This window comes from Bradyrhizobium sp. McL0615, from assembly GCF_049993905.1.
GTDB lineage: Bacteria > Pseudomonadota > Alphaproteobacteria > Rhizobiales > Xanthobacteraceae > Bradyrhizobium.
This window is the reverse complement of record NZ_CP188254.1, coordinates 5,603,820-5,621,081: the sequence shown is the minus strand read 5'-3', so window position 1 is coordinate 5,621,081 and position 17,262 is coordinate 5,603,820. Positions and strand designations below refer to the sequence as shown.

Annotated in this window: 20 protein-coding genes; 12 read left to right on the top strand and 8 right to left on the bottom strand. The window is 62.9% G+C overall.

Features of this window, described 5'->3' with window-relative positions; genetic code table 11:
• Positions 1 to 3 precede the first annotated feature (3 nt).
• The 5 genes from tsaA to ACPPVP_RS26850 all read left to right on the top strand — a co-directional run bounded on the left by tsaA (position 4) and on the right by ACPPVP_RS26850 (position 3,515).
• Positions 4 to 495, top strand: coding sequence for a tRNA (N6-threonylcarbamoyladenosine(37)-N6)-methyltransferase TrmO (gene tsaA, locus ACPPVP_RS26870; protein ID WP_426526069.1), 492 nt, complete (start codon positions 4 to 6; stop codon positions 493 to 495).
• A 197-nt stretch (positions 496 to 692) separates the two neighbouring features.
• Positions 693 to 1,313 (top strand): UbiX family flavin prenyltransferase, encoded by a 621-nt coding sequence (locus ACPPVP_RS26865; protein WP_426526067.1) that lies wholly within the window; start codon positions 693 to 695, stop codon positions 1,311 to 1,313.
• Positions 1,310 to 1,810, top strand: coding sequence for a hypothetical protein (locus tag ACPPVP_RS26860; RefSeq protein WP_426526065.1), 501 nt, complete (start codon positions 1,310 to 1,312; stop codon positions 1,808 to 1,810). The genes ACPPVP_RS26865 and ACPPVP_RS26860 overlap by 4 nt, the downstream gene beginning before the upstream one ends.
• A 14-nt stretch (positions 1,811 to 1,824) precedes the next feature.
• Entirely contained in the window at positions 1,825 to 3,252 is a 1,428-nt protein-coding gene (locus ACPPVP_RS26855; protein ID WP_426526063.1) for a non-oxidative hydroxyarylic acid decarboxylases subunit C, read from the top strand.
• Entirely contained in the window at positions 3,249 to 3,515 is a 267-nt protein-coding gene (locus ACPPVP_RS26850; protein ID WP_426526061.1) for a non-oxidative hydroxyarylic acid decarboxylases subunit D, read from the top strand. Before ACPPVP_RS26855 ends, ACPPVP_RS26850 begins: the two co-directional genes overlap by 4 nt.
• Positions 3,516 to 3,653: 138 nt before the next feature.
• Here the strand turns inward: ACPPVP_RS26850 and ACPPVP_RS26845 are convergent, their stop codons facing one another.
• From ACPPVP_RS26845 to ACPPVP_RS26830, 4 genes are all read right to left on the bottom strand, one after another.
• Positions 3,654 to 4,076, bottom strand: coding sequence for an HIT domain-containing protein (locus ACPPVP_RS26845; RefSeq protein ID WP_426526059.1), 423 nt, complete (start codon positions 4,074 to 4,076; stop codon positions 3,654 to 3,656).
• A 50-nt stretch (positions 4,077 to 4,126) separates the two neighbouring features.
• Positions 4,127 to 5,365 (bottom strand): GNAT family N-acetyltransferase, encoded by a 1,239-nt coding sequence (locus tag ACPPVP_RS26840; protein ID WP_426526057.1) that lies wholly within the window; start codon positions 5,363 to 5,365, stop codon positions 4,127 to 4,129.
• Between the two features lie 106 nt (positions 5,366 to 5,471).
• Positions 5,472 to 6,224, bottom strand: coding sequence for a glycerophosphodiester phosphodiesterase (locus ACPPVP_RS26835; protein ID WP_426526055.1), 753 nt, complete (start codon positions 6,222 to 6,224; stop codon positions 5,472 to 5,474).
• Between the two features lie 14 nt (positions 6,225 to 6,238).
• Positions 6,239 to 6,706, bottom strand: coding sequence for a RidA family protein (locus ACPPVP_RS26830; RefSeq protein WP_426526054.1), 468 nt, complete (start codon positions 6,704 to 6,706; stop codon positions 6,239 to 6,241).
• Positions 6,707 to 6,956: 250 nt separating this feature from the next.
• Here ACPPVP_RS26830 and ACPPVP_RS26825 point away from each other — a divergent pair, with 250 nt between their 5' ends.
• The 5 genes from ACPPVP_RS26825 (at position 6,957) to ACPPVP_RS26805 (ending at position 11,337) form a co-directional block, all read left to right on the top strand.
• The gene (locus ACPPVP_RS26825) at positions 6,957 to 7,823 is read left to right on the top strand and encodes a cell envelope integrity EipB family protein (RefSeq protein ID WP_426526052.1); all 867 of its coding nucleotides are present in this window, start codon (positions 6,957 to 6,959) and stop codon (positions 7,821 to 7,823) included.
• 393 nt (positions 7,824 to 8,216) lie between these two features.
• A complete protein-coding gene (locus tag ACPPVP_RS26820) occupies positions 8,217 to 9,620 on the top strand; it encodes an NfeD family protein (protein WP_426526050.1) in 1,404 nt (467 codons plus the stop codon).
• Positions 9,620 to 10,384 carry a slipin family protein gene (locus tag ACPPVP_RS26815; protein ID WP_426526048.1) on the top strand — a complete coding sequence of 255 codons (765 nt, stop codon included), beginning with the start codon at positions 9,620 to 9,622 and terminating at the stop codon, positions 10,382 to 10,384. The genes ACPPVP_RS26820 and ACPPVP_RS26815 overlap by 1 nt, the downstream gene beginning before the upstream one ends.
• A gap of 123 nt (positions 10,385 to 10,507) precedes the next feature.
• Complete coding sequence (locus ACPPVP_RS26810) at positions 10,508 to 10,801, top strand: GYD domain-containing protein (protein WP_426526046.1); 294 nt, start codon at positions 10,508 to 10,510, stop codon at positions 10,799 to 10,801.
• A 137-nt stretch (positions 10,802 to 10,938) separates the two neighbouring features.
• On the top strand, positions 10,939 to 11,337 hold the full coding sequence (locus ACPPVP_RS26805) for a RidA family protein (protein WP_426526044.1): 399 nt from the start codon (positions 10,939 to 10,941) through the stop codon (positions 11,335 to 11,337).
• Between the two features lie 128 nt (positions 11,338 to 11,465).
• On the opposite strand, the gene ACPPVP_RS26800 is transcribed toward ACPPVP_RS26805, so the two are convergent.
• Both ACPPVP_RS26800 and ACPPVP_RS26795 read right to left on the bottom strand, forming a co-directional pair.
• A complete protein-coding gene (locus tag ACPPVP_RS26800; RefSeq protein WP_426526042.1) occupies positions 11,466 to 12,773 on the bottom strand; it encodes a DNA polymerase IV in 1,308 nt (435 codons plus the stop codon).
• A complete protein-coding gene (locus tag ACPPVP_RS26795) occupies positions 12,770 to 13,069 on the bottom strand; it encodes a DUF3572 domain-containing protein (protein ID WP_426526040.1) in 300 nt (99 codons plus the stop codon). Before ACPPVP_RS26795 ends, ACPPVP_RS26800 begins: the two co-directional genes overlap by 4 nt.
• 229 nt (positions 13,070 to 13,298) lie before the next feature.
• On the opposite strand from ACPPVP_RS26795, the gene ACPPVP_RS26790 reads away from it, so the two are divergent.
• A complete protein-coding gene (locus tag ACPPVP_RS26790; RefSeq protein WP_027538546.1) occupies positions 13,299 to 13,664 on the top strand; it encodes a response regulator in 366 nt (121 codons plus the stop codon).
• 18 nt (positions 13,665 to 13,682) lie between these two features.
• The gene (locus ACPPVP_RS26785; protein ID WP_426526038.1) at positions 13,683 to 15,056 is read left to right on the top strand and encodes a PleD family two-component system response regulator; all 1,374 of its coding nucleotides are present in this window, start codon (positions 13,683 to 13,685) and stop codon (positions 15,054 to 15,056) included.
• Between the two features lie 131 nt (positions 15,057 to 15,187).
• Here ACPPVP_RS26785 and ACPPVP_RS26780 read toward each other — a convergent pair whose 3' ends face one another.
• Positions 15,188 to 16,414, bottom strand: a complete 1,227-nt coding sequence (locus ACPPVP_RS26780) for a serine hydrolase domain-containing protein (protein WP_426526036.1) — start codon at positions 16,412 to 16,414, stop codon at positions 15,188 to 15,190.
• Between the two features lie 179 nt (positions 16,415 to 16,593).
• Positions 16,594 to 17,205: a TetR/AcrR family transcriptional regulator gene (locus tag ACPPVP_RS26775; RefSeq protein ID WP_426526034.1), complete on the bottom strand. Its 612-nt coding sequence runs from the start codon at positions 17,203 to 17,205 to the stop codon at positions 16,594 to 16,596.
• Between the last annotated feature and the right edge of the window lie 57 nt (positions 17,206 to 17,262).

Here is a 17,262-nt window from a genome sequence, read left to right as displayed (position 1 = left end):
ATGATGGTCAGAGAAAGCGAAGTCCGCGAGGGCGAAATCACTGTCGACATGCCGCCCGCGCGCGATGCCGGGCTGGTGTTCGTCGGCCGCATCCGCACGCCCTGGAAATCGCGACTGGAGACGCCGCGGCAGGGCCGTCAGGACGGCCCGGTCTGCCGGCTGGAGATTTTCGAGCCCTGGGTGCCCGCGATCAAGGGCGTCGACTTCTATGAAAATCTCGAAGTGATCTACTGGCTGCACCAGTCGCGCCGCGACCTGGTGCTGCAAAGCCCGAAGAACAACCAGAAAACCCGCGGCACGTTCTCGCTGCGCTCGCCGGTGCGGCCGAACCCGATCGGCACCTCGATCGTGAAGTTCGTCAAGATCGAGGGCAACGTCATCCTGGTGCGCGGTCTCGATTGCCTCGATGAGACGCCGCTGCTCGACATCAAGCCCGACCGCTGCGAGTTCACGCCGCTGGCGCCACCGCAGCCCGGGGATTTTGAGACGGAGTGAGCGGTCCGGTTCGAGTGGATGGATCGGTCATGGCCACCTTGCTGCCTGTAGCCGGGACGATCGGATGCGATCGGGGGGCGCCGCATTGACGGCGTGAATTCTGCAGCCGGTTGTTGCGCGCCGCCAACAACTCGTCGTAAGGTGGTCTGGAAGCGCAAGCGCTACAAGGTCTCCTACCAGCGGGGAACCGGGCGGAAATGCGAATCGTCGTTGCGATAACGGGTGCGACGGGCGCGGCTTATGGCGTCCGCCTGCTATCTGCGCTCCGGGAGCTCGACGTCGAGCGTCACCTCATTTTGAGCAAGTGGGCCGAGGTGACGATCCCGAAGGAAACTGGCCTCAGCACGCGCGAGGTTGGTGCGATGGCCTCAATTGTGCATCCGCACAACAATCAGGGAGCAACGATTGCCAGCGGCTCGTTCCGCCACGACGGCATGATCGTTGCGCCCTGTACCATGAAGACGCTTTCGGCGATCCGCTTCGGGCATTCCGATGGACTGATTTCGCGTGCCGCCGATGTTACGCTGAAGGAACGGCGCCGCCTTGTGCTGTTGGCGCGCGAAACGCCGCTGAACGATATCCATCTGGAAAATATGCTGGCGCTGAGTCGCATGGGCGTGATCATCGCCCCGCCGGTGCCGGCATTCTACAACAATCCTCAGACCATCGAAGACCTCATCGACCACACCGTCGGCCGCGTGCTGGACCTGTTCGGCCTGGAAATGCCGCAGCGGCGTTGGAACGGGATGCGTGCGGAAGGTGATCTTCCTGCGGTGGTCGAGCGCCCGCATGTCGTTGCCAAGGGGAGCGGAACATGAACGAAGCCGAGCACACCTATTCGCGGCCCCAGGCGTCGGACGGCAATGCGGTGCCGGCCGAACTGGCGCGCTACCTCGATGGCACAGACCTGCTGGCGAAAACGCAGGCGATACGCTTGTCCACCGTCGATCAAGAGGGGTGGCCGCACGCTTCGCTGCTGAGTGCAGGTGATATGGTCGCGTTGCCGTCCGGCCGTATCCGCTTCGCGTTGTTTCCACAGTCTGCGACGTGCGCCAATTTGATGTGTGACGGGCGGCTGACGCTGACCCTTTCGATCGCCGGCGGCATGTGCGAGTTGCGGTTGCGCGCTCGCCGGCTTGCGCGTTCTTTGCCCGAAATTCCACTGGCCTGCTTTGAGGCCGAGGTGGAGACGGTACGAACGCACATCGCGCCCTACGCCGCTGTGTCCAGCGGCATCACTTTCGCGCTGCACGAGCCGCAAGCAGTTCTACCGCGCTGGCAACGCCAGATCGCCGCGTTGCGGGCCATGACCTGAAAGGCGGCACATCCATGCGAGCCTACAAGGATCTTCGAGAATTCTTGTCCGTGCTTGAGCAGGAACGCCAGTTGTTGCGGATCGCCGAACCGGTTCGCCTGGAGCCGGATCTGGGGGCGGCGGCTTGTGCACTGGCGCATCTCGGCGAAAGCAACCCGGCAATCCGCTTCGACAATATTGCCGGCTACACCAATGCGCATGTCGCGATGAACGTGCACGGCTCCTGGCCCAACCACGCGCTCGCGCTTGGCATGGACAAGGAGGCGCCGTTGCGCGACCAGTTCTTCGAGTTCGTTCGCCGCTTCCAGCAATATCCCGGCGAGCTGGAGCGCGTCGCCAGCGCGCCATGGCAGGAGGTGGTGATCGACAAGGACGTGAACCTTTACGATCTGATGCCGCTGTTTCGTCTCAACCGGGGTGACGGCGGCTACTTCATCGATAAGCCATGTGTCGTCAGCCGCGACCTCGACGATTGGAACAACGACGACGTCGAGAACGTGGGCGTCTATCGTCTGCAGGTGAAGGGCCGCAACCGGATTGGCATCCAGACGGTGCCGCAGCACGACATCGCGATCCATCTGGCGCACGCCGAAGAGCGCGGTGAGGATCTGCCGGTTGCGATCGCGCTCGGCAACGAGCCCATCATCACGCTGATGGGTGCGACACCGATGCGTTACGATCAGCTCGAATACAAGATGGCCGCCGTCATGCAGGGCGCACCGTACCGCGTGGTCAAGACGGCGAAGGGGTTGGATGTTCCCTGGGGATCGGAATACGTGCTGGAAGGCAGGGTACTGAACCGGCAACGCGAGGCTGAAGGGCCGTTTGGCGAGTTTCCCGGCTATTACTCGGGTTGTCACCAATATCCCGTGATCGAAATCGACCGGGTCTCGCATCGCAAGGATCCGATCTACGACGCAGTCTATGTCGGCAGGCCCTGGACCGAGCTGGATTTCTTGCAGGCGATGACGACAAGCGCGCCGATCTTTGTTCAGCTCAAGGCGTCATTCCCGGAGATCGTGGCGGTAAATGCGCTGTATACGCACGGGCTGGTGGTGATCGTATCGACGAAGACACGTTACGGCGGCTTCGCCAAGTCGGTCGGCCTGAGCGTGCTGTCCACGCCGCACGGCCTTGGCTACGCCAAGATCATCATCGTCGTCGATGCCGATGTCGACCCGTTCGACCTGAAGCAGGTGATGTGGGCGCTGTCCGTCAAGGTCAACCCCGCCGGCGACGTCATCATCCTGCCGAACCTTCCCGAGAATCTGCTGGACCCCGCGGGTCAGCCGGGCGGCATGTCACACAAGATGATCATCGATGCCACCACGCCGGTCGCCCCGGATATTCGTGGTCACTACGGCGAGGAACTGGACATTCCGCAGGGGATGGACGCGTGGCGGCTCAAGCTTGGTGCGTTGATAAAGGATCTGCAGAAATGAGTCAGACGGAGCAGGCCGGCCAGCATCGATTTTGTCCGCGCTGTCGTTCGGTCACCGTCAAGGTGCTGAGCACATCGCCTGTCGCGGGAGTCTGGTCCGTGTTCGGTTGTGCGACCTGTCTCTATGCGTGGCGTTCGACCGAGCCAGACGAGAATACCGACCCCGACAAGTATCCCGCCGTGTTCCGGCTGAAACCGGAAGACCTCCCAAATCTTCCGGTGGCCCCCAGTATTCCGGCGCGGCGCCGATCGGGCGCCGGGTGAAGAAGGGAATAGCCCGCCGATTGCGCCGATCCTGAACCAACGATCCAGCCACATCGCGTGGAGGACCTCGAGACGGAGTGATTGTCTCGCGGTCATTCGCGCGACCCGTGGGCTCGCAATGACGCAGTGAGACGGTTGCTACCCCAGCGCCGCCGCCAGCTTGGTCGCATTGTCCTCCAGCACCTTCACGTCTTCCTTGCGGCTGGCGGGCGGCAGCAGCGCTACGCCATCATGGCGCGGCATCACGTGCATGTGCAGGTGGAACACGACCTGCCCGCCGGCGGGTTCGTTGAATTGCTGCACGGTGATGCCGTCGGCGTTGAACGCCTTCATGGCAGCGGCGGCGATCTTGTGGGCGGCACGGGCGACGTGGGCGTAATCGTCGGGGGTGATATCGAGGATATTGCGGGCAGGGGCTTTCGGGATCACCAGCGTATGGCCCGGCGAACGCGGCATGATGTCGAGGAACGCCAGCACGTGATCGTCCTCGTAGACCTTGTGGCAGGGAAACTCGCCGCGCAGGACTTTTGCGAAGGGGTTGTTGGTGTCATAGGCGGGCATGGCTTTTCCCTCGGGTTCGTTTTCAATTTCATGTCGGCTGCCGCACGAGGTCAAGCCTCGTCGGCAGCCTTGCGGAACGGGCCGGACTCCGCCAGTTCGCGCCCGACTTCCGCGACGTAGGCGCGCTCTCGCTTCAAGTAGTCCGCGATCGCCCGGCGCAAATCGGGATCGGCGATAAAGTGCGCGGAGTAGGTGGTTTGCGGCAGGTAGCCGCGCGCCAGCTTGTGCTCGCCCTGCGCGCCGGCCTCCACGATCCTAAGGCCGCGCTGGATCGCGAAATCGATCGCCTGATAGTAGCAGACCTCGAAATGCAGGAACGGGTGGTGCTCGACCGCGCCCCAGTTGCGGCCGAACAGCGTGTCGGAGCCGATGAAATTGATGGCGCCGGCGATCCAGCGGCCGTTGCGTTTGGCCATCACCAGCAGCACGTCGCGGCTCATGCTCTCGCCGATCAGCGAGAAGAATTTGCGGGTGAGGTAGGGCCGGCCCCATTTGCGCGAACCCGTCTCCATGTAGAACGCGAAGAATGCATCCCACGCGTCCTCGGTGATGTCGCTGCCGGTCAGATGGTGGATCGTGATCCCGGCTGCCACCGCTTCGCGCCGTTCGCGCTTGATCGCCTTGCGATGGCGCGAGTTCAGCGACGTCAGGAAATCGTCAAACGTCCCGTAGCCTTCATTGTGCCAGTGAAACTGCTGGTCGTTCCGCACCAGAAAGCCGTGCTGCCCTAAAAACTTCGCTTCCGGCTCGCGGGCAAAGGTCACATGCACGGAGGAGGCGTTGGTCGCGTTGCACAGCGCCATCAGGCCGCTCGCCAGCGCGGTTCCGATCTGGTCGCGGTCGACGCCATCGCGGATCAAGAGCCGCGGACCGGTGGCGGGCGTGAACGGCACCGAGGCCTGCAGTTTGGGATAATAACGCCCGCCGGCACGCTCATAGGCATCCGCCCAGCCGCGGTCGAAGACATATTCGCCCTGCGAATGCGATTTCAGATAGCACGGCACGATGCCGGCGATCTCGCCGTCGAGCCGCGCCAGCAGATGCCGCCCACCCCAGCCGGTGCGGGCGCAGGCCGAGCCGGAGGCTTCGGCGGCTGCGAAAAAGGCGTGAGAAACGAAGGGGTTATAGGCGCTCTTGCAGGAATCGCTTTGAGACCCGCTTGCGGCCAGCGTGTCGAGGTTTTCGAGGCTGTCTGGATTTGGCTTCGGATTGGCGCAGGCGTCCCAATCCGCAGCCTTGATGTCGCTGACGGAGGGGACGGCTTCGAGGGTGATTTCGGATGACGCCATCTAGAAATTCGGACCGGTCCCATCGTGCGATCAGCCATCGCGCAGGGTGGCCAACACTTCAAAGATCGTGCATCGGGCGGGCGAGTTCAAGGTGGCACTGCGCGGATCAGGTTCCCGGCAGGAACCCCTCGAAGATCATCTGGTCGGCGTTCTGCGCCGCCCGCGCGCGCTGCTCGGGCGTGCGCACGGTCCAGGTCAACAGCGGCAGCCCAAATATGTTGCGGGCGATCCAGGGGGCGGCTGCCGGCAGCTCATCCACCCAGTAAGCGACGAAATGCGGGCGGGTGCGGAAGGCGTGGCGCAGATGGGTCATGCCCTGGCGTTGCGCCGGCGACGCTTCCGGCCATTCCTCGGCGGTATATTCGCGCTCCGCGACAATGCCGCGAGGGCGGCCGGGGATCAGTTCGCGCAGTGCCGCCACCTGGTCCGGATCAAAGGACATGCCGACCGCAGGGCCGGAATAGGCGCCGAGCACCTCGGCCATCCGTTTCACCAGCCGGCGATCGCCATCGAAATGGCTTTTCACCTCTATCACGAGCGGCACGCGGCCGGCGATGAGCGAACAGAGATCGCCGAGCGTCATCATCCGCTCCGCCGTGTTCTTGAACGCGACCGCCTTCAGTTCGGCCGCGGTCTTGCCGAGCAACGCGCCGGAACCGTCGGTGAGCCGGCCGAGCGCATTGTCATGATGCACCATCGCCTCGCCGTCCGAGGAAAGCTGGATGTCGCATTCGATGGCGAAGTTTCCATCGACGGCGGCCTGCGCGGCCGCCGGCATGTTCTCGACGATGCCGCGCGAGATATCATGCAGGCCGCGATGGGCGACCGGCCGTGCCGTCAGCCAGTCCGGCGCGCGCATCAGGGGAGTCCCGCTCAGGATACCTCGAAGATGGCGTCGACCTCGACGGCGGCATCCGAGGGTAGCGAAGCGACGCCGACGGTGGTGCGGGCATGCCGGCCCTTGTCGCCGAAGGCTGCGACCATCAGGTCGGAAGTGCCGTTGAGCACCTTGGGTCCGTCGAGGAAATCGGGCGCGGAATTGATGAAGCCGCCGAGCCTGACGACGCGGACCACCTTGTCGAGATCGCCAAGCGCTGCCTTGACCTGCGCCAGCAGGTTGACGCCGCAACCTTGCGCCGCCGCGTAGCCCTGTTCGATGGTGACGCCGGCGCCCAGCTTGCCCTTGGCGATCAGCTTGCCTTCAGCATTGGCGCAAACCTGGCCGGACACGAACAGCAGGTTACCGGTACGCACGAAGCCGACGTAATTTGCCATCGGCGTGCGCGGCTCTGTCAGGACGATGCCTTGCGCCGCCAGCTTCTGTTCGACCGTGCCCGCCATTTTTCTTGTCCCCGATTGATTCATTATCCTGACCCGCGATCAGGCCGCACTGTTTCGCGCATCGCGCCGCCGGTTGCAAGCAAGGGCAGATCGCCGCCGCGCGGTCGTGACCACCGTAATCGTTGCGTAATATTGCCGAAAAGCAAGGCTCCCCGACGTCAAATTCCTGCGTTTTGAGGGCGTCGCCCTAGTTGCGACGCAATAGGGCCATCACTAATGTAACGAATCTCCCTCAAGGAAAAAACAACACATGGCTTGCTCGTTTCCGGTTCCGGTTCGTGCTTTGGCGTTTTCGGCTGTGGCCGCTTTGCTCTCAGGCTTCGCAAGCGGACCGGCGCTGGCGGCCGCCGGCGGGCCGTTCCTATCCCATCAGGCGCTGTATGAATTGAAGCTGGTCAAGTCGCGTGGGTCCAACGCGATATCGGGGGCGCGCGGGCGCATCCTCTACAATTTCTCGGGCAGCGCCTGCGAGGGCTACACGTCCGAATTTCGCCAGGTGTCGGAACTCGACAGCGGCGAGGGCAAGCTGACGCTGAGCGATCTGCGCTCGCATTCCTGGGAAGATGCCGCGGGCAAGAGCTACCGTTTCAAGATCGATACCCGCATGAACGATACCGACGCGGCCCCGGTCGACGGCATGGCGGAGCGGGTCGGCGACCACATCACGGTAAAGCTGAAAGCGCCGGTTGCGAAGACGTTCGAACTCGACGGCAAGATCGTGTTTCCGACCGAGCAGATCCAGCACATCATCGCTGCCGCTCGCGAGGGCAAATCGGTGCTTGAGCTGATGGTCTATGACGGCTCCGACAATGGCGAGAAGGTCTACAATACGCTGTCGGTGATCGGGCAGCCGATTCCGGGCACCCGCGACATCGCTTCGCCCGATCCCTCGACCGCCAACGACCAGATGAAGACGCTGACCCGCTGGCCGGTGACCGTGAGCTATTACGACCGCGACACCAAGACCAAGGAAGGCGAGCAGACGCCGGTTTACGCGATGTCGTTCGAGCTGTTCGAGAACGGCGTCTCCCGCGCGCTGGTGCTCGATTACAACGACTTCGTGATCGCGGGCGCGATGGGCCGGTTCGACGTCAGGGATTCCAAGCCGTGTAAGTGAGGGGCTCCGTCCAGTCGGTCATCCGCGTGTGAAGTCGCCGGGCTTCAATCCGAGCGCTTTGACGGCTGGCTCCGGAAGCAGCCCCCAGGCTTCGACCCTCTCGTTCGGGGCCATCATTGCGGCGACAATTGCCTCAGCCTTTGTCGGATCCTGTTCAGCCACATAGTAGACCGAGCGGACGGGCGAACCGCCTCCCAACGGTTCAGTTGTTACGAGGACAACCTGACCATTTGCCATGGCTTGATATACCATTGACGCGCTGCCGTTTCCACGACGGTGAAAGCTGATCTCCGCGAGCCCGATTCACCGGGAAACGCTGCGGACCGCCAATCCCTGATATATTGAGGTTCGAGGAGGACACCCCCATATCATGTCGATAAGGGAGTCCTTGCTGTGCAGAATGTACGGGCGACTCTTGTTGCGGCCGTTGTAGCGGTCGCTCTCGCTGTCTTTTCCCCTGTGGCCTCAGCGGGGGAGAACAACAGCAAGCTTGCGCTGACCGTCTCGGTCGAAGGAGCTATCGGGCCGGCAACCGCCCGTTACGTGAAAGACGCTCTTACCAAGGCAGACGAACGACATGCCGAAATTGTCGTTCTGCGTTTGAATACACCGGGCGGTCTCTCAACCAGCATGCGCGAGATTATCGCAGACGTGCTGGCGTCGCGCGTTCCCGTCGTCGGCTACGTTGCCCCCTCCGGAGCCCATGCGGCCAGCGCCGGGACCTATATCCTCTACGCCACGCATATCGCGGCCATGGCGCCGGGCACCAATCTCGGAGCGGCGACGCCGGTGCAGATTGGCGGCCCGCTGCCGGGTCTGCCGGACGCAAGCCCTGACAAGGGCGATAAGGAAAAGAAGGACGGCAGCGACCAGCAGCCGAAGACAAAGGATGCCATGGCCGCGAAGGCGACGAACGACGCCGTCGCCTTGATCCGCAGTCTTGCCGAGATGCGCGGCCGCAATGCCGATTGGGCGGAGAAAGCGGTGCGGGAGGCCGCCAGCCTGTCCGCCAATGCCGCGTTGCAGGCGAATGTGATCGACCTCGTCGCGCGCGACCAGGCCGAACTGCTCAGGCAGATCGATGGTCGCACGGTCGAGGTTGCGGGCGGCGAGACGCGGCATCTGGCGACCAGGGAGGCCGCGCGTGAAGCGATCGATCCTGGATGGATCTCACGATTTCTGAGAGTGATCACCGATCCCAACGTCGCCTTCATTCTCATGCTGGTCGGCATCTACGGCCTGATCTTCGAACTTTCCTCGCCCGGTGCGGTCGCGCCCGGGGTGATCGGCACGATCTGTCTGCTGTTGGGCCTCTATGCGCTCAACATGCTGCCCGTCAATTATGCGGGCCTCGGCCTGATCCTGTTGGGCACCACGCTTCTGGTCATCGAAGTCTTCAACCCGACCGTGGTTCTCGGCCTTGGCGGGATCGTCGCATTCGTCCTCGGAGCCGTGATGCTGTTCGAGCTCGAAGCGCCCGGATTCCGGCTGTCATGGCCGGTGATCGGCGTCACGGCGGCGATCTTCGTCGGGCTGATCCTGGTTGTCCTCGGCTCGCTTCGACGTGCCCAAAGAGGCCCCATGCGCCTCGGCGCACAGGCCATGCGCGGCCTGTCCGCCGAAATCCTCGACTGGTCCGAGAGCGAAGGCCACGTCTTCGCCCATGGTGAGCGGTGGCAGGCGCGCGGCACCGAAGCCTTCAAGCCCGGAGAGGTGGTCGAAGTGGCCAACATCGTGGATTTGACGCTGGTGGTACGGCGCCGGCCGGTGCTCACCGTCCCCGAAGGAGGTACGTGATGATGCTTGATTATTTGACTTATGGGGTGCTCGCGGTCGTCGTGGTCCTGTTTCTGTCCTCGGCCATTCGCATCCTGCGCGAATATGAGCGCGGCGTCGTGTTCACGCTCGGCCGCTTTACCGGCGTGAAGGGCCCGGGATTGATCATCCTGATCCCGGTCGTGCAGCAGATGGTGAAGGTCGATCTCAGGGTGATGGTACAGGTCGTGCCGCCGCAGGACGTGATTTCGCGCGACAACGTTTCGGTCAAGGTCAATGCCGTACTTTACTTCCGCATCATCGATCCCGAGCGCGCGATCATCAAGGTCGGCGATTACATGGCCGCGACCAGCCAACTGGCGCAGACCACGCTGCGCTCGGTGCTCGGCAAGCACGAACTGGACGAGATGCTCGCCGAACGGGACCGGCTTAATGCCGACGTCCAGGAAATTCTCGATCAGCAGACCGACGTATGGGGTATCAAGGTCACCACCGTCGAGATCAAGGATATCGATCTCAATGAAACCATGGTGCGCGCGATTGCCAAGCAGGCCGAGGCGGAGCGGTTGCGGCGCGCCAAAGTAATTAATGCGATGGGCGAGCAGCAAGCCGCCGAGAAGCTCGTCGAAGCCGGCCGAACGCTTGCGCAGGAGCCGCAGGCGATGCAGCTGCGCTATTTCGCGGCGCTGCACGACATTGCCGGCGAGCGATCATCGACCGTGGTCTTTCCGCTGCCGATGGATTTGCTCGGTCATATGCCCGGGCGGCGGAACGAAGCAACGTGACTTGTTGCCGGCAACAAGCCGATCGCGTGATGCCGCCGGACGGGTCAAGAACGCTGATCTATCGGTGCAGCCGAACAATCGGCCAGAAAGTTCGGCTGACACCGACAACCAGGGAGAGCCACGATGGTAACTTATGTCGTGCTTGGCAACTTCACCGACCAGGGAATCCGTGCCGCCAAGGACTCGCCGAAGCGGGCAGATGCTTTCAAGAAAATGGCCGAGACCTTCGGAGTCACCGTAAAGGAGCTGTTCTGGACGCAGGGACGATATGACGTTGTGACAGTCCTCGATGCGCCGGATGAACTTTCCGCCATGACGCTTAGCCTGAGTCTTGGCGCCCTTGGCAATGTTCGCACCGAGTCGTTGCGTGCCTTCTCGGCGGCGGACATGACCAAGGTTGTCGGCAAGATGCTCTGACGGCAGCTCCGCAGTTCGATCATCCCTTCAAGCCGCGGCCTGGCCTTCCGTCATGCCATCGGCGAGGATCAGTCTGGTCGAGAGCGCCGGACCCGGATACGCTTCGGCCCAACCATGCACGTCAGGGAAGCGCAAACATGAGCAAGCAACATCTCAGGCCAAGCGGCCTTCATCACAATCCGGCTTACTCACACGTCGTCGTCGCCCAGGGCGCGCGCACGATCTATATCTCGGGACAAGTGTCCACCGACGACGAGGGACGGGTGGTCGGCGAGGGTGATCTGGCCGCGCAGACGACCCAGGTGATGCACAACCTCGGCCTTGCGCTGAAGGCTGCCGGTGCGAGCTATTCCAATATCGTCAAGATCACTACTTTTGTCGTCGGCTACAGACCGGAGCTGCGTCCCATCATCGGCAAGGCGCGCTCGGCGTTCTTTGAAGGCATGGAGCCGCCGGCGAGCACGCTGGTCGGTGTAACGGCGCTCGCGGCCCCTGAATGGCTGATCGAGATTGAGGCTGTCGCTGTCGTGGACTGACGTCATTGCGCGTCGCTGGAACAGCCGTCATTGCGAGGGGCGAAGCGACGAAGCAATCCATCTCTCCGCTTGTTGGGCCATGGATTGCTTCGCTGCGCTCGCAATGACGCGGAGAGGGCGGCGCGCTACTATTCTTCTTCCTCGTCGTCTTCCTTCGCCGGCCCCTTGTAGGCGATGCCTCGGATCACGGCGGCATTACCAAATTTCTTCCGCAGATCATCCATCGCGCGTTCGGCGTGGGCCGAACGGCGATCGAGCATGTCGGTGTCGTCGGCCTGTGAGCCCTCGCGCAGCGCGCTGACGCCGGTGCCGATCAGGCGGAACGCCGTGCCGTCGATCTCCTTCGCCAGCATTTCGCGCGACACCGCGAAGATTTTCGCGGCGAGCTGGGTCGGCGCCTGAATCGACTGCGAGCGGGTGCGCTGCCTGAAATCCGCGGTCTTCAGTTTCAAGGTGATGGTGAGGCCTGACAGATCGCCGCTCTTCAGCCGCGACGACACTTTTTCGGACAGCCGCCACAGCACCTTTTCCAGCGTGGCGAAATCCTTGATGTCGTTCTCGAACGTGGTCTCGTTGGAAATGGTTTTGGCGCCGCGGTCCGCCACCACGCTGCGGTCGTCGATGCCGCGGGCCAGCCGCCACAGCCGGCGGCCTTCGCCGCCGAACTGCTTCATCAGTTCGACCTCGTCGGCGCGCTGCAGGTCCGCGATGGTGCGAAAACCGCGCTGCACCAGCTTCTCCTGGGTCGCGGGGCCGACCCCGTAGATGAAGCCGACCGGCTTGTCCGCCAGCATTTCGCGGGCCTCGTCCTGGTCGAGCGTGGCAAAGCCGCGCGGCTTGTCGAGATCGGAGGCGATCTTGGCCAGAAACTTGTTGCAGGACAGGCCGACCGACACCGTGATGCCGATGTCGCGCTCGACGTCGCGGGCAAAGCGCGCCAGTACTTTTGCCGGAATCATGCCGTGGACGCGTTGTGTGCCGGCCAGATCCAGGAATGCCTCGTCGATCGACAGCGGTTCCACCAGCGGCGTCAGCGTCTGCATGGCGTGGCGCACCTCGCGGCCGACGCGGACATATTTCGCCATGTCGGGGGGGATGACGGCAGCCTGCGGGCAGAGCGCCAGCGCTTTAAACATCGGCATCGCCGAGCGCACGCCATAGGTGCGCGAGACGTAGCAGGCGGCCGACACCACGCCGCGCTTGCCGCCGCCGATGATCACGGGCCTGTCGGCCAGCTCCGGATTGTCGCGCTTCTCCACCGTGGCGTAGAACGCGTCGCAATCGATATGCGCCAGCGTCAGCGAGGGCAGCGCATGGTGGCGGACGAGCCGCGGCGAGCCGCATGCGCCGCATCGTCGGGCCTTGATATCGAGGTCGCCGAGGCAATCCCGGCAAAACGCGCGCGGACCGTCTAAGGTTGGCGCGGGCGCGCTCACGGCACGTCGCGCTCCCAGTCCGGGTCGCCCAGCACCTGGCGTGCGGCGGCAATGTTGGTCGGATGCAGTTGTGAGACGCTGGCAAACGCCTTCACGGTTGCATCGTCGCGCATCACGAAATCGAGCACGGAACTCAGAAACTGCGGGTCAGCCGCCGCCGTCCGCAGCGTCTCCGGGCCGATCCCGCTTTCGGCCAGGAAAAGCCCCAATCTTTCAGGGTCGCTGGCAATGAAACTCAGCGCCTGAACTGCAACGATTTCAGCTACTTCGCGGGGGTTGTGAACAGGCTTTTTCAACGATGGGTTTGCCTTTCCGTTAACTTATGGTGTCTAGTTTGGAACCATCATGCCCGAGTCTGCGCAGTGTGTTCAAGCAAGTGGAAACCACACCGCGAAAGTTGGCGCATCGATTTAACGGCTTAGAGCGAAATCTGACGCTAGTTTGAATTCACTTTTCGGCAGCCCGGCGGCGGTACAGGATCGTGCTGAAGTCGGATCTGTTTCCTGGGATGAGGGGAGGGACGGGATGGCAAAAACCGTCCTGATCGTGGAGGACAACGAGCTCAACATGAAGCTCTTTCGCGACCTGTTGGAAGCGCACGGCTATCAGACCTCGGGCACCAGCAATGGTTTCGAGGCGCTCGATCTCGTCCGCAAGCTGCGCCCCGATCTGATCCTGATGGATATCCAGCTTCCGCAAGTGTCCGGCCTCGAAGTGACGCGCTGGATCAAGGACGATCCGGAGTTGCGCGCCATTCCGGTGGTTGCGGTCACCGCATTCGCGATGAAGGGCGACGAAGAGCGCATCCGCGAGGGCGGCTGCGAGGCGTATTTGTCCAAACCAATTTCCGTCGGCAAGTTTATCGAAACCGTGCGGCGCTTTATCGGCTAGGGGTAGGAGTGAGTTTCGATGTCTGCGCGTATCCTCGTCGTCGATGACGTCCCAGCGAACGTCAAGCTGCTGGAAGCCCGTCTGTCGGCGGAATATTTCGATGTGCTGACGGCATCCAATGGTGCCGAGGCGCTCGACATCTGTTCGCGCTCCGACTGCGACATCATCCTGCTCGACGTCATGATGCCCGATCTCGACGGTTTCGAGGTCTGCCGCCGGCTGAAATCCAATCCGGCCACCCATTTCATCCCCGTCGTGATCGTCACCGCGCTGGACAGCCCGTCCGATCGCGTCCGCGGGCTGGAAGCCGGCGCCGACGATTTTCTCACCAAGCCGGTATCCGACATCGTCCTGATCGCGCGCGTTCGTTCGCTGACGCGGCTGAAGATGATGACGGATGAGCTGCGGATGCGCGCCATCACCTCGCTCGAGATCGGCATGGAGGCGCCCGAACGCAGCGCGATCGCCGACAAGGGCGTCGGCGGGCGGATCCTGCTGGTCGACGACCGGCCGTCGTCCTACGAGCGGCTGGCGCCGATCCTTTCCGCCGAGCACACCGTCGACGTCGAAATCAATCCGGCGGAGGCGCTGTTTCACGCCGCCGAGGGCAATTACGATCTGCTGATCGTTTCGCTCAGCCTGGAAAATTACGATGGCTTGCGGCTGTGCAGCCAGGCGCGCTCGCTGGAGCGCACCCGGCAGTTGCCGATCCTCGCGATCTCCGATGCCGACAACAATGCGCGGCTGCTGCGCGGGCTCGAAATCGGCGTCAACGATTATCTGCTGCGTCCCGTCGACAAGAACGAATTGCTGGCGCGGGCGCGCACCCAGATCCGCAAGCGGCGCTATACCGATCACCTGCGCGACAATGTGCAGAACTCGATCGAAATGGCGATCCTCGATGTGCTGACCGGCCTGCATAACCGCCGCTATATGGAAACCCATCTGGCGACGCTGGCCGAGCAGGCCTCGAGTCGCGGCAAGCCGCTCGCGCTGATGATCCTCGACATCGACTTCTTCAAATCGATCAACGACACCTATGGCCACGACGCCGGCGACGACGTGCTGCGCGAATTCGCCGTGCGCATCCGCAAGTCGATCCGCGGCATCGATCTCGCCTGCCGCTATGGCGGCGAGGAATTCGTGATCGTGATGCCGGAAACCGACCTGACCGTCGCCGGCATGGTCGCCGAGCGCCTGCGCCGCTCGATCGCCGGCGAAACCTTTGCGGTCAACAAGGGCACCAAGCGGATCGACGTCACGATTTCAATCGGCTTGGCGACGCTGGACCACAAGGGAGAGCCGGTCGCCGACGTGCTCAAGCGCGCCGACGTGGCGCTGTATCAGGCGAAGCACGACGGGCGGAACAGGGTGGTTTCGACGGCGGCGTGAGCCGTCATCGCAGTTGCACCAACCGGTCGTCATACCCCGCGCATGCGGGGTATCCAGTACGCCGCGGCTTCTCGGCTTGATTACGAACGTCTCTGGGATACTGGGTCACCCGCCTTCGCGGGTGACGACAGTCAAGCCGACGCACGCATTCCTTCCGCACCTTGCTTCACCGCCTCATACGCCAGCCGCTTGAACTCGAACGAGAACGGATGGACGAACGCCATCTGGCGCTGCGCCATCATCACGCCGGCCATGTTGCGCTTCGGCGATATCCACCACTGCGTGCCGGCCACGCCGCCCCAATAGAATTCGCCCGACGCGTCGGGATGGTCGAACGCCGAGGGCTGCAGGATCAACCCGCCGGCGAGGCCATGTGCCTTGCCAGGCTGTGGTCCCATCAAGGCAAAGCGGATCCATTGGCCCTCGGGCAATTGATTGGTCATCATCTGCGCAATCGTCTCCGGCTTGAGCAGGGTCTTGCCGCCGGGCAGCAGGCTTCGGATCAGCGCGACCATGTCAGGCATGGTTGAAACCAGGCCGCCGCCGCCATTGAGCCTTGCGATGGGATGCAGATATGCGCCGGGAAACGGCGCATTGTCGGTCCGGGTAAGACCCGGCTTCATCGGCTCCATCAGGTCGGCACCGGCGTAATAGGCGACCAGCCGTCCCTGATCCTTTTCCGGCACGACGAAACCGGTATCGACCATGCCGAGCGGATCGAGGATCCGCGCCTGGATGAACTTATCGAAACTCTGGCCGCTGATGACTTCAACCAGCCGCGCCACGACGTCGATGGCGAGCGAGTATTCCCAGGATGTCCCGGGTTGATAGATCAGCGGCAGTCCGGCCAGCACGTCCACCATGTCAGCCAGCGTGGTCCTGGGATCGTGCACCCCGCGCTCGTTCAGCGCCTTGTAGATGGCAGTGCCCGGATCGAAAAAGCCGTAGCTCAGGCCGGAGCTGTGGCTCAGGAGCTGACGGATGGTGATCGAGCTCTTCGCCGGCTCGGTGTCATCCAGCGACGTGGCGCCCGGGCGCAGCACTTTTCGATTTCCGAGCTGCGGAATAAATTTTTCAATGGGGTCGTCGAGCTTGAATTTGCCTTCCTCGAACAGCAATAGCGCGGCGCAGGAAGTGACCAGCTTGGTATTGGAAAAGACACGGAAGATGTGGTCGGTGCGGAGCGGCGTCTGGGCTTCCTTGTCGGCCCAGCCGACGCAATTCACGTCCACCAGGTCGCGCCCGACCATGACCGCCCAGGAAATGCCTGATAGCAAATTGTTGTCGATGTAGCGCTGCATCGCCGCCTGCGCCGGTTTGAAGTCGTAACCGTTGGCGGTGACTTTCAGATCTTCCATTTTCGCTCCCTTTTGCCGTCATGGTTCTTGCGCGGCTTTTGCTATCTGTCGTCCCTGCGAACGCAGGGACCCATAGCCACCGATGCCGGTTATTGTGAGAAGGTAACTACCACATCGCCCAACTGAAAAGCCACGGCGTATGGGTCCCTGCGTTCGCAGGGACGACGGCGGAGAGGGTCTCAAGAGGCCGGTCTGGACTGCCGTTTTCCAGCGCTGTTCCTCGCTGCACTCCCACCCACCTTCACCCCGGCATTCCTCAGCAGCACGGTCGCTGCCTGCTTTGCCGCCCGCGCCATCGCCGGATCGTTTCGGACGAGGTTCTGCGCGATCGAGCCGTCGACCAGCAGCGCGAGCTGCGTTGCCAGCGCTTCCGCATCCATGACGCCGAGCTGCAGCAGCAGATTGCGAAACCAGAGGCGGCGGCTTTCCTTGAAGGCGATGGCAACCTTCCGGACCGAGCGGTCTTCGCCGAGTTCAGCCACCGCGTTGACGAAGGGACAGCCGCGAAAATCCTTTGCCGAGAAGCGTCGCTCCAGCGAATCGAAGGTGCCGAGAATCTGCTCGACCGGCGACTTGTCCGATGGCCGCGGCGCCACGAAGCGCCGCGCCAGATAGGCCGAGATCAACGCGTCCTTGGACGGGAAATGATTGTAGAGCGTGCGCTTGCTGATGCCGATTTCGGCCGCGATGGTATCGACGCCGACCGCGCGAATTCCCTGCAGATAGAACAACCTGTCTGCGGTTTCGAGAATCCGGTCTTTCATGTCGGGTTTGGCGGGCAGGGTAGCCATGCGAATGCGCGGGTCACCGGTTGCTTGACAGCGGCACCTCTCTATAGCCTAGTTACA